Origin of the sequence: Agromyces intestinalis (assembly GCF_008365295.1) — a bacterium.
Taxonomy (GTDB): Bacteria; Actinomycetota; Actinomycetes; order Actinomycetales; family Microbacteriaceae; genus Agromyces; species Agromyces intestinalis.
In genome coordinates this window covers 3458736-3471041 of record NZ_CP043505.1, presented here as the reverse complement: position 1 = coordinate 3471041, position 12306 = coordinate 3458736, and the positions used below count along the sequence as shown (strand labels likewise).

At 72.5% G+C, this 12306-nt stretch carries 8 protein-coding genes; 4 read left to right on the top strand and 4 right to left on the bottom strand.

Annotation, left to right across the window (positions count from 1 at the left end; all coding sequences use genetic code 11):
• Together FLP10_RS15790 and FLP10_RS15785 are read left to right on the top strand one after the other, a co-directional pair.
• On the top strand, nt 1–1923 hold the full coding sequence (locus tag FLP10_RS15790; protein WP_149161733.1) for an LVIVD repeat-containing protein: 1923 nt from the start codon (nt 1–3) through the stop codon (nt 1921–1923).
• On the top strand, nt 1920–2603 hold the full coding sequence (locus tag FLP10_RS15785; protein ID WP_149161732.1) for a DUF305 domain-containing protein: 684 nt from the start codon (nt 1920–1922) through the stop codon (nt 2601–2603). The genes FLP10_RS15790 and FLP10_RS15785 overlap by 4 nt, the downstream gene beginning before the upstream one ends.
• A 35-nt stretch (nt 2604–2638) precedes the next feature.
• On the opposite strand, the gene ffh is transcribed toward FLP10_RS15785, so the two are convergent.
• The 3 genes from ffh to ftsY all read right to left on the bottom strand — a co-directional run bounded on the left by ffh (nt 2639) and on the right by ftsY (nt 5678).
• A complete protein-coding gene (gene ffh / locus FLP10_RS15780; protein WP_149161731.1) occupies nt 2639–4225 on the bottom strand; it encodes a signal recognition particle protein in 1587 nt (528 codons plus the stop codon).
• A 79-nt stretch (nt 4226–4304) separates the two neighbouring features.
• Complete coding sequence (locus FLP10_RS15775; RefSeq protein WP_149161730.1) at nt 4305–4793, bottom strand: hypothetical protein; 489 nt, start codon at nt 4791–4793, stop codon at nt 4305–4307.
• Nucleotides 4794–4802: 9 nt separating this feature from the next.
• Complete coding sequence (gene ftsY / locus FLP10_RS15770) at nt 4803–5678, bottom strand: signal recognition particle-docking protein FtsY (RefSeq protein ID WP_149161729.1); 876 nt, start codon at nt 5676–5678, stop codon at nt 4803–4805.
• A 114-nt stretch (nt 5679–5792) separates the two neighbouring features.
• Here ftsY and FLP10_RS15765 point away from each other — a divergent pair, with 114 nt between their 5' ends.
• A complete protein-coding gene (locus FLP10_RS15765) occupies nt 5793–7295 on the top strand; it encodes a serine hydrolase domain-containing protein (protein WP_149161728.1) in 1503 nt (500 codons plus the stop codon).
• A gap of 109 nt (nt 7296–7404) precedes the next feature.
• Here FLP10_RS15765 and FLP10_RS15760 read toward each other — a convergent pair whose 3' ends face one another.
• Nucleotides 7405–11049, bottom strand: a complete 3645-nt coding sequence (locus FLP10_RS15760) for an AAA family ATPase (RefSeq protein WP_149162305.1) — start codon at nt 11047–11049, stop codon at nt 7405–7407.
• A 138-nt stretch (nt 11050–11187) separates the two neighbouring features.
• On the opposite strand from FLP10_RS15760, the gene FLP10_RS15755 reads away from it, so the two are divergent.
• Nucleotides 11188–12279 (top strand): GNAT family N-acetyltransferase, encoded by a 1092-nt coding sequence (locus FLP10_RS15755; RefSeq protein WP_149161727.1) that lies wholly within the window; start codon nt 11188–11190, stop codon nt 12277–12279.
• The last annotated feature ends 27 nt before the right edge of the window (nt 12280–12306 follow it).

Genomic DNA, 12306 nt, shown 5'->3' with positions numbered 1-12306 from the left:
GTGCGGCGGCGTGCCCGAGGCATCCGCGCGTTCGCTGCGGCCCTGATCGCCATCGCCGCCCTGCTGATCCCCCCGCTGCCCGCCCAGGCGACGGGCGACGACCGCGCACCCTCGATCGGGCCCGGCCTGGAGTGGGTCGCGCATCGCGACAACCCGTTCCGGCAGGGCGATGACGCGAACTTCATCAACTCCGATCTCGCGTTCACCGGCGACCACCTCGTCCAGGGCAACTTCGACGGCTTCTCGATGTGGGACATCTCGAACCCGGCCGACCCGCAGCTGCGCAGCGTCACGCACTGCGCGGGCGGTCAGGGCGATGTGAGCGCGGTCGGGCACCTCGTGATCGTGTCGATCGACGAGACTATGTCGAGCGAGGCATGCGATGCGGTACGGGTGCCCGAGACCGTCGAGAACTGGGAGGGGATCCGCGTCTTCGACGTGAGCGATCCGGCCGCACCGAGGTACGCGGCCGCCGTGCGCACCCGCTGCGGCTCGCACACCCACACCGTCGTGCCCGACCCTGCCGACCCGAGCCGGGTGCTCGTCTACGTCAACGCGTACAGCCGCGGAGCATCCCTGAACTGCACCGGCCGCAACCCGCTGCAGATCGTCGGCGTGCCGCTCGACGCGCCCGAGCAGGCCGCGATCGTCGGCGAGCTCGACCTGTTCGCCGACATCCCCGCATTCGGACCCGACGACCGCGTGCCGGGCGGCGCCGAGACGCGCTCGACGACCGGATGCCACGAGATCAGCGTGTACCCCGCGAAGGCGCTCGCACTCGCCGCGTGCCGCGGCGACGGGCTGCTGCTGTCGATCGCCGACCCGCTGCACCCCACCGTGCTGCAGCAGGTGCGCGACGCGAACGTCGCGTTCTGGCACTCGGGCATCTTCGCGAACGACGCGTCGGGGGTGGTGTTCCAGGACGAACTGGGCGACGGGTTCATCAACACCTGTTCCCCCGCGTTCGGAGGCGACCGCGGCGCCGACGCGTACTGGTCGCTGGTCGAGGGCCAGCTCGCGCAGGTGTCGTACTTCACGATCCCCCGCGAGCAGAGCGACCTCGAGAAGTGCGTCGCGCACTCGGGCGGGCTCATCCCGGTGCCCGACCGGTTCATCGTCGCGCAGGCGTGGCTCGAGGGCGGGGTCTCGGTGATCGACTTCACCGACCCGGCCGCGCCCGTCGAGCTGACCTGGTTCGACAAGCCGACCTACGGCTACTCGATGGACTACACGGCCGGCATCTGGGCGGCGTACTTCTACGACGGCTACCTGTACGCGAGCGACATGTACGACGGACTCGAGGTGCTGCGGCTCACCGACCCGGTGTTCGCCGACGCCGCCCGCTACGACCCGCAGGGCCTCAACCCGCAGACCCAGCCCGAGTACGCCTGGGTCTGGCGCGAGGCCCCGGTACTGCCGACGGATGCCGCGGAGCGCGCTGCGCTCACGCCCCTCTCCATCGACCCGGCGACGGTGGCGGTGGGCGCGACCCCCGCGCTTCGGGTGTCGCTGCCGCCCGGCAGCCTCGAACCCGGCGAGACCGTCGACGTCTGGTGGATGCCCGAGGCCCGCTCGCTCGCGACCGTGACCGCCGCCGCCGACGGATCGCTGCCCGAGACCGTGGTCGATGCGCCCGGCCCGCTCGCCGCGGGCGCCTACGACCTCGTCGTGCGCGGCGACCGCTCGGCGCCGAGGCTGGCGCTCGGCACGCTTGCGGTGGAGGCGCCGACGCCGACCGCGTCGCCGTCGACCTCGCCCGTCGCGGCGACCGGCGAGAGCGGCGTGCCCTGGTGGGTGTGGATGGTCGTGGGAGCGATCGTGGTGCTCGTCGGTGCGGTGGTCGTGCTGCGCCGCCGTGCGGTCGTGCGGCGCCGACGAGCGGCGCGAGCAACGCCGGCGGCAACCGAGGCGGGCGACGGATGACGCGGGGCCGCCGCGTGCGGACGGCGGCGCGCGCCGCGAGCGTCATCGTGCTCGCAGCGGTGCTCGCGGGCCTTGCGGGATGCGACGCGTCCGAGCCATCGGTCTCTCCCGAGACATCCGGTTCATCCGAGGCGACCGGTTCATCCGAGGCGACCGGTTCATCCGAGGCGACCGGTTCATCCGAGGCGACCGGTTCATCCGAGGCATCCGGTTCATCCGAAGCGACCGCCTCGCCCGACGACGCCGCGTTCGTCGCGATGATGGCCGAGCATCACGACCAGGCGGTGGCCCTCGCCGAACTCGCCGACGGGCGTGCGGGCGACCCGGCGCTGGCCGAGCTCGCCGCGACGATCGCGGTGACCCAGCGGGCCGAGGCGACCGCGCTGCGGGCCTGGCTCGAGCGCCGCGGCATCGACGCCCAGGCGGCCGCGGGCGGCCATGACGCCGAGCCGATGCCGGGCGCGCTCAGCGCGGCCACGCTGAGCCGGGCCGAGACGCTCGACGGCGACGCGTTCGACCGGCTGTTCGTCGACGCGATGACCCGGCACCACGAGGGTGCGATCGAGATGGCCGAGGAACGTCTCGCCACCTCGGGCGACCCGGCGGTCGCCCGCCTCGCCCGCACGATCGCGACGACGCAGGGCCTCGAGATCGACCGGCTGCGCGAGTGGGCGCGATGACCGGCCGCGTGCGCTGACCGGCTGTCGGGCCGGGCCTACCGCCCGAGGAACTTCTGCAGCGCGGCGAGCTCTTCCTCGCTCGGTGCGCCCTTCGGGGCGGCACCGCCACCGCCGAGGCCGAACCCGGCACCCGAGGGCGTCGCCTGGCCGTGCGTCGGCGCGCCCGAGGCGATCGCCGCGTTCTCGGCCGCGCGCTTGGCCGGGTTGCCCGACCGCGAACCGCCCGACTTCTTCTTGGCCTTGGCGGCCTGGCGCTTGCCGCCGCCGTACCCGCCGGCACCCGGGATCGGGCCCATGCCCGGGATCTGCGGCGTGCCGCCGCGTGCGACAGTCTTCATCATCTTCGCGGCCTGCTCGAAGCGCTGCACGAGCTGGTTCACGTCGGTCACGGTCATGCCCGAGCCCTTTGCGATGCGCAGGCGCCGCGACCCGTTCAGGAGCTTCGTGTTCTGACGCTCGGCGGGGGTCATCGACTGGATGATCGCCTCGGTGCGCACGATCTCGCGCTCGTCGAACTGGTCGAGCTGCTGGCGCAGGCCGCCGGCGCCCGGAAGCATCCCGAGCATCTTCTTGATGTTGCCCGCGCCGCGCAGCTGCTGCATCTGCTTCAGGAAGTCGTCGAGCGTGAACTGCTCGCTCGCGAGCTTCTCGGCGACCTTCATCGCCTCTTCCTCATCGAAGGCCTGCTGGGCCTGCTCGATGAGGGTGAGGATGTCGCCGAGGTCGAGGATGCGGCTCGCCATGCGGTCGGGGTGGAACGGCTCGAAGTCGTCGAGGCCCTCGCCTGTGGAGGCGAAGATGATCGGGCGGCCGGTGACCGAGGCCACCGAGAGCGCGGCACCGCCGCGCGCGTCGCCGTCGAGCTTCGAGAGCACGACACCCGTGAAGTCGACCCCGTCTTGGAAGGCCTTCGCGGTCGCGACCGCGTCCTGGCCGATCATCGCGTCGATGACGAACAGCACCTCGTCGGGGTTCGTCGCCTTGCGGATGTTCGACGCCTGTTTCATGAGCTCGGCGTCGACGCCGAGACGGCCGGCGGTGTCGATGATCACCACATCGTGCTGGGAGCGCTCGGCCTGCGCGACGCCGTCCTTCGCGACCCTCACCGGGTCGCCGACGCCGTTGCCGGGCTCGGGCGCATAGACGGGCACGCCCGCCTGCGAGCCCACGACCTGCAGCTGGTTCACGGCGTTCGGGCGCTGCAGGTCGCTCGCGACGAGCAGCGGCGTGTGCCCCTCTTTGACGAGGTGCTTGGCGAGCTTGCCGGCGAGCGTCGTCTTGCCGGCGCCCTGCAGGCCCGCGAGCATGATGACGGTCGGCGGGTTCTTCGCGAACTGCAGTCGGCGCTGCTGGCCGCCGAGGATCGCCACGAGCTCTTCGTTTACGATCTGCACGACCTGCTGGGCCGGGTTCAGCGCCTGGTTGACTTCGTCGCCCAGGGCGCGCTCGCGCACCTTCGCCGTGAAGTCCTTGACGACGGGCAGCGCGACGTCGGCGTCGAGCAGCGCGCGGCGGATCTCGCGCACGGTGCCGTCGACGTCGGAGGCCGAGAGCTTGCCCTTGGTGCGAAGGTGCTTGAAGGTCTCTGCGAGGCGGTCTGAGAGCGTGCCGAACGTAGCCATGATCCCTCGATTCTAGGCGAGGGCGGATGCTCCCCCGCTGCGCGGGCGGGTGCGTGCCGGTCAGGCGTGACGACCGGGCTCAGCCCTCGAAGCGCACGTCGACGATCTCGCGGCCGACGTCGATCGAGGCGATCAGCCGCTCGTCGGTCTCGTCGGGGGCGAGCCCGTACTCGAATTCGGCGAACGGTTCGCCCTGCCCGTCGGCCTCGGGGCGCAGGTCGACGCGCACGAGGCTCATCGAGCGCAGCGCGTCGACCTGGTGATCGCCCGAGTCGCGCCCGATGGCCGCCTCGACGTCCTCGGCCTGTTCGAGGCGCGGGTCGAGCAGCGTGTCGAGGAACCGCATCACGGGCGAGCTCGACGAGTCGAGCTGGGTGACGAAGGCGTTGCGCAGCTCGTCGTCGACGAGTTCGAGCTCGCCGACCAGCGTCGCCGCCGCGTCGAGTGCGGCCGTCGAGACCATGTCGTCGTCGGCGTCGAGCACGACCTCGACGCGCTGGTCGGCGTACTCGATGTCCTCCGACCAGTAGTCGCCGACGATGCCGAAGTAGTCGTGTTCCGTAGCCACGTCGCCCCCTTACCCGACCAGCTTCTGGGCGAACACGTGCGGCGTGAAGCCCGTGAGGTCGTTGATGCCCTCGCCCTGGCCGATGAGCTTGATCGGCAGGCCCGTCTTCTCTTGCACGGCGAGCACGAACCCGCCCTTCGCCGAGCCGTCGAGCTTGGTGAGCACGAGGCCCGTCACGCCCCCGTGCTCGATGAAGGCCTCGGCCTGCGCGAGCCCGTTCTGGCCGGTGGTCGCGTCGAGCACCAGCAGCACCTCGCTGATCGGCGCCTGCTTCTCGACGACGCGCTTGATCTTGCCGAGCTCGTCCATGAGCCCGCCCTTGGTGTGCAGGCGCCCCGCGGTGTCGATGATGACGATCTCGGTGCCGTCGTGCTTGGCCTTCTCGACCGTCTGGAACGCGACCGAGGCCGGGTCTTGACCCTCGCGCTCGGGCCGCACGATCGACGCGCCCGCCCGCTCGGCCCACGTCGCGAGCTGGTCGACCGCGGCGGCGCGGAAGGTGTCGGCGGCGCCTACCACGACCGAGCGGTCGTAGGTGCGCAGGAATCGGGCGAATTTGCCGATCGTGGTCGTCTTGCCGACGCCGTTCACGCCCACCACGAGCACGACCGCGGGCCGCTCGGTGAGCTTCAGCGTCGGGTCGTACTTCGCCAGCCGCTCCTCGACGATCTCGCGCAGCATCCGCTGCACGTCACGCGGATCGGTCGTCTTGTACCGATCGACGTCGGCCCTGATGCGCTCGACGATCTCCTCGGTGACCGCCGGACCGAAATCGGCGGTGATCAGCGCTGCCTCGAGGTCGTCCCACGTGTCGTCGTCGATGGTCTTCGCAGCGAAGATGCCGCGGAGGGCGTTGCCGAGCGACCACGAAGCGCGTTCTGCCATGCCTCCAGCCTACGGAGTCCGTCGGGGGGTGTCGCGTGTCGGCGGCCTTCGGCACAATGGCGAGGGTGTGCCGGCGACCGAACCGCCGGCCCCGACGAGAGGATGCGTTCGACGATGACGCAACGGTTCCCCCGAGCCACTCCCGAATCCGCCGGCCTCGACCCCGCCGCGCTCGACCGCCTGTACCGCGCGTTCGACGCGATCCCCGAGGTGCACAGCGCGATGGTGCTGCGCGACGGCGCGGTCGTGGCCGAAGGCTGGTGGCATCCCTATGCCGCCGACCTGCCGCACTCGATGTTCTCGGTGAGCAAGAGCTTCACCGCCATCGCAGTCGGCATCGCGATCGACGAGGGCCTCATCGCGCTCGACGACCGGGTCGTCGACCTGCTCCCCGACGACGCGCCCGCCGACCCCGACGAGCACCTCGCGGCCATGCGGGTCGGTCACCTGCTCAGCATGACGAGCGGCCACGACGGCGATTCGATGCCCGACGGCGAGGCCGACCCCGACGGACGCGTCGCCCGGGGCATTCTGTCGCGGCCCGTCGAGTACGAGCCCGGCACCCGCTTCGTCTACGACACGGGGTCGACGTACCTGCTGTCCGCGATCGTGCAGCGCGTCACGGGCGAACCGCTCGTCGACTACCTCGAACCGCGCCTGTTCGCACCGCTCGGCATCGTGAACGCCGAGTGGGAACGTTCGCCCGAGGGCATCGACATGGGCGGCTTCGGGCTCTCGATCACGACCGAGGACATGGCCGCGTTCGGTCAGCTGCTGCTGCAGCGCGGGCGGTGGGGCGACCGGCAGCTCGTGCCCGCCGAGTGGGTGGTCGCCGCGACGGCGCCCGAGGTGACCAACGGCCCGAACGGCAACATCGACTGGGCGCAGGGCTACGGCTTCCAGTTCTGGCGCTGCCGGTACGGTGCGTACCGCGCCGACGGCGCGTTCGGGCAGTTCATCGTGGTCTGGCCCGAGCCGCGACTCGTCTTCGCGATCACGGGGGGCATGCCCGCCATGCAGCCCGTGCTCGACGCGATCTGGGCGGCGTTCCCCGAGTTCACGGGGGCGGTAGCGTCGTCGGATGCACCGGATGCACCGGATGCACCGGATGCTTCGCATGCCGCTGGCCCGCTCGACCGCACGGCGCTCGCGATCGCGCCCGTGGCCGGCGAGGCATCCTCGGCGCTCGAATCCGCCGTGCTCGACGTGCCCTTCGCGCTCGAGCCGAACCCGCTCGGCATCGCGCGCCTGACGCTCGGCCGCGACACCGCCAGCCGGCTCGCCCTCACCCCGGCGTCCGAGGTCGGTGCATTCACGGTCGCCGCGGGCCACCACGAGTGGGTGCCGGGCCTCGCCCCGCTCGAGCACACGTTCGGGCCGGTCGTCTCGAGCGCCGCGTGGGTCGACGAGACCACGCTCGTGGTGCGCATCATCGCCGTCGAGACGCCGTTCTCGCGCACCTTCACGCTCAGGTTCGACGCCGACGGCGCCGGGCTCGCCCTCACGGTCGACCAGAACGTGTCGTTCGGCCCGACCCGGCTCGTCGAGGCGCGCGGCGCAGCGCACCGCCACGAAACCGAGGCGTCCGGCGTCGACCCCGAAGCCGAAGCCGGCTGAGCCGCAGCGGGCGCGGCGCGGCATCCGCCCGTCGTGCCCGCACCGCTCGCCGCGATTCAGCGCCCCGACTCAGCCCGCGGTGCCTGCCGCGAGGGCCCGCGACATCCGCTCAGCTCGCCCTGCGCTCCGCGTCATCGCGCACCCGCTGGCCCACGACGGCCGACACGCCGTCCTGGCGCATCGAGACGCCGTAGAGGGCGTCGGCGATCTCCATGGTGCGCTTCTGGTGCGTGATGACGATGAGCTGGCTCGCCTCGCGCAGGTCTTCGAACGTCGTCAGCAGGCGCCCGAGGTTGGCGTCGTCGAGCGCCGCCTCGACCTCGTCCATGATGTAGAACGGGCTCGGCCGGGCCTTGAAGATCGCCAGCAGCAGCGCGACCGCCGCGAGCGACCGTTCACCGCCCGACAGCAGCGAGAGCCGTTCGATCTTCTTGCCGGCGGGCTTCACGTTCACCTCGATGCCGGTCGTGAGCAGGTCGTCGGGGTCGGTGAGCGAGATGCTGCCGACGCCGCCCGGGAACAATACGGGGAACACCTCGGCGAACGCGTCGCGGGTGTCCTCGAACGCCGAGCGGAAGATCGACTCCATGCGCCCGTCGATCTCCTCGATGATCGTGAGCAGGTCGCGGCGCGTGTGCTGCAGGTCGGTGAGCTGCTCGGTGAGGAACCGGTGCCGTTGCTCGAGCGCGGCGAACTCCTCGAGGGCGAGCGGATTCACGCGGCCGAGCTGGGCGAGCTTGCGCTCGGCCTGTGCGAGACGGCGCTGCTGTCGGTCGCGATCGAAGGGCTCGGATGGCTCGGGCACGGCGTCGCCCGCAGCAGCGGCATCCTCGTCGTCGCGGCGGCCGTCGTTGCGGCGGCCGTCGTCGCGGTCGTCGTCATCGCGGTCGCCATCGGCCCCCCGATCCGGCGCCGATGCAGATGCGCCCGTCGGCGCGTTCACCGGCACGGGCACGTCGGGCCCGTACTCGGCGATGAGCACGGCCTCATCGAGTCCGAGTTCGCTCTCGGCGCGCTCGAGGAGCGAGCCGACGTGCAGCTTCTTCTCGTAGATGCGCAGCTCGAGGCCGTGCACGTCCTCGGTGACGGTGTGCAGGCGTTCGCGTACGGCAGCTTCCTCGCGGCGGTGCCGCACGAGCTCCTCGTTGCGGCTGGCGCGCTCGGCCTCGGCACGCCCGAGCGCGGTGCGCGCCTCGGCGACCGACCGGTCGACCGACGCGAGCACGGGCGGCAGCAGCGCGGCCACCCGCTGCGCGGCGCCGAGCTGGGCCCGGCGCACGACCGCGCGCCGGGCCGCTTCGGCGGCGGCCTGCTGCTCGGCGGCGTAGCGGCGTTCCATCGCGGCGACCCGCTCGGCCTCGGTGCTGACGCGCTGGCGTGCAGCCTCGACGCGCAGCCGGGCCTCGACCTCGTCTTCGCGGGCACGTTCGAGGGCCGCAGCGGCGCCGTCGCGCGGAGCGGTATCGAGCACCGGGCGCGGTTCGTCTCGGGCTGCGGCGAGCGCGGCCTTCGCCTCGGCGTCGACGCGTTCGGCCTCGGCGACGCGCGCCTCGGCGTTCGTCGCGGCCTCGGCGAGACGTGCCGCGTCGGCCACGGCCGCTTCGACTCGCACCCTCGCCCGGTTCAGCCGTTCGGTGCGCTGGGCGAGCTGCGCGTCGAACTCGCGCAGCGCGGTCAGCGCCTGTTTCGAGGCATCCTTCGCCGTGGCGACGCGCTCGCGCTGGGCCGCGAGCGACACGCGCTGCCGCTCGATCGACGCGCTCACCTCGTCGAGGCGGCCGCGCGAGCGGTCGCGTTCGGCGATGAGCTCGATGCGGCTCTGGGTGCGGCCGGTGCCGCCGCGCACGACGTACCGGCCGATGACCGTGCCGTCGCGGGTGATCACGGTCGCGGGCCGGTCGAGTGCGGCAAGCGCAGGCGCGGCGGAGCCCACGGCGTCGAGGTCGTCGGCCACGAGCACCTCGGCCAGCAGGGCGAGCACACCCGCCGGCGCGGTGACGACCGCGGCGGCCGGGGTGAGCCCGTCGACGTGCACCGCCGCGGGCGGCGCACCGCTCGGATCGGCGACCGCGAGCGACACCCGGCCGAGGTCGTCGCGCTCGGCCCGTTCGAGGGCGGCGAGCGCGCCCCCGGCGTCGGCGACCAGCACGGCGTCGGCCAGCGAGCCGAGTGCGGCGGCGATCGCCGCCTCGAAGCCCGGCTCGACCTGCAGATGCTCGGCGAGCAGCCCGCGCACGCCGTCGACCCCGGCGGCCACGAGCGCCGCCGATCCGTCGCGCTGGTCGAGTGCGAGTGACAACGCGGCGACGCGTGCGGCGAGCGCCTCGCGCTCGCGCTCGTCGGCGTGCAGCGTCTCGCGGATCCGCTCGATCTCGGCCTCGGCCTCGAACACGGCGGCCTGGGCGAGCTCGTACGCCTCGTCGAGGTCGGTGTCGGCCGCGTCATCGGACTGCTCTGCCTCGGCGGCGGTGAACTCGGCTTCGGCGGCGGCGCGTCGTTCGGCCGATGCCTCGAGCGCGTTCGCGTGTCGCAGCACCTCGCCGCGCACGGCGGCGAGCTTGGACGCGGCCGAATCGGCCCGCCCCGCCAGCTCGGTGAGGCGCAGGTCGTGGGCGCGCACCCGCTCGGACTGCGCGGCGATCTCGACGTCCACGCGGTCGAGCTCCTCGCGGGCGGTCGCGGTGCGAAGGTTGGCCGCGGCGAGCGCATCGGATGCCTCGTCGACCGCGGCACGGATGCCGTCGAGCTCGGCGATGGCGGCGTCGATGGCCGCCCGGGTCACGGTGGGCGCGGTATCCGGCTGTTCTGCGGCGGACTCGAGCAGGGCGATGCGCTGGCCGGCCAGCGCGGCGAGCGACCGCAGTCGGTCCTGTACCGACTCGAGGGCGTGCGCCGACTGGCGCGCCTCGTCGACGCCGTCGCCGAGCGTGGCCTGCTCGAGCCGCTGCACGACGAGCTGATGCTGTTCGAGCTGCTCCTGCAGCACGAGCCGCTCGGAGTGCCGCTCCTGCTCGCTGCGACCGTGCTCGTCGAGCGCGCGCTTCAGCGCAACCACCTCGTCGGCGAGCAGCCGCGCCTTCGCGTCGCGCACCTCGGCCTGGATGGTCGCCGCCTCGCGCGCGACCTCGGCCTGTCGACCGAGCGGCTTCAGCTGCCGACGCAGTTCGCCGGCCAGGTCGGAGAGCCGTGTCAGGTTGGCCTGCATCGCCTCGAGCTTGCGGAGCGTCTTCTCCTTACGGCGACGGTGCTTCAGGATGCCGGCCGCCTCCTCGATGAAGCCGCGCCGCTCGAAGGGGCTGGCGTGCAGCACCTGGTCGAGCTGGCCCTGCCCGACGATGACGTGCATCTCGCGCCCGAGGCCCGAGTCGCTGAGCAGCTCCTGCACATCGAGCAGGCGGCACTGCTCGCCGTTGATGGCGTACTCGCTCTGGCCGCTGCGGAACAGCGTGCGCGAGATGGTGACCTCGCTGTACTCGATCGGCAGCGCGCCGTCGGTGTTGTCGATCGTGAGCGCGACCTCGGCGCGGCCGAGCGGGCCGCGGGTCGAGGTGCCGGCGAAGATGACGTCTTCCATCTTTCCGCCGCGAAGGCTCTTGGCGCCCTGCTCGCCCATGACCCACGCGAGCGCGTCGACCACGTTCGACTTGCCCGACCCGTTCGGACCGACGATGCAGGTCACCCCCGGCTCGAACGCGAAGGTGGTCGGCTGCGCGAAGGACTTGAAGCCCTTCAGCGTCAGGCTCTTCAGGTACATGTCCCCCCGGGTCGGCTGGATGGTGCGGATGCCTCGCACGAGCGTACCCGAGCGGATGCCCCGGAGCTGCGCTCCCCCGCCGTTGCCGCCTCGATCGGACGCCGATAAGCTGCGTGGCTGCGAGCTGGGGAGGGACGCATGACGGTCGAGATCCGCCCGATCGCGCTGCCGGCTCGCGACGCGGCCCCGGATGCCTCGTGGGCCGAGCTCGAGGCGTACGCGGCGCTCGTTCGGCGCCTCGACGTCGAGACGCTCGGCACGGGCGACCTCGCACGCCGCCCCGCCGAGCTGCTCGTCTCGCTCACCGACCGGGAGGACCGTGCGCACGTCGCGCTCGGCGCGTTCGACGCCGGCGCGCTCGTCGGTCTGGCCGAGGTCGTGTGGGAGCTCGATGTCGACGCGACCACCGCGTTCGTATCGATGCTCGGCGTCGAACCCGAGCGGCGCCGAGAGGGCATCGGCTCCCGACTACTCGCCGAGGCCGAGCGGGTGGCGGTGGCCGCGGAGCATCCGACCACCGTGCTTTCAGCCGATCATCTGCTGGCGCACGACGACGGCGGCGGCGAGCGACTGCACGCCCCGCAGGGAGGGGCGAGCCTGCCGGCCGGTCTCGGAGTCGTCCGGTTCGCGCTCGCGCACGGGTACGCGCTCGGGCAGCTCGACCGGGTGAGCGCGCTCGACCTCGACGGGCGCGCCGACGGATTCCGTCGCCGGCTCGCCGAGCTCGAGGCATCCGTCCCGCCGAGCGCAGCCCGCTACCGCATCGAGACGTGGATCGACCGCGCACCCGACGACCTCGTCGATTCGCTCGCCGTCGCGCACGAGCGGATGTCGGTCGACGCGCCGAGCGGAGCCATCTCATACGAGTTCGAGCCGTGGGACGCCGCCCGAGTCCGCCACGACGAGGGCCGCTCGCTCGCGTCGGGACGCACGTCGCTCGTCGCGGCGGCCGTCGCATCCGACGGCGAGGTCGCCGGGTTCACGCAGCTCTCGCTGCTCGCCGAATCGCCCGCCGTCGAGCAGTGGGACACGATCGTGCTCGCCCCCCACCGCGGGCACCGGCTCGGCCTGCGGCTGAAGCTCGCGAATCTCGTGCTGCTGGCCGACACGGACCCCGCGCGCAACCGCGTCTACACCTGGAACGCCGACGAGAACGCCCACATGCTCGCCATCAACGACGCGCTGGGCTTCACCCCGTTCGCCCTCGAGTCCCAGTGGCAGCGCACCTGACCCTCAGCCCTTCCCCTGCCCTGCCCC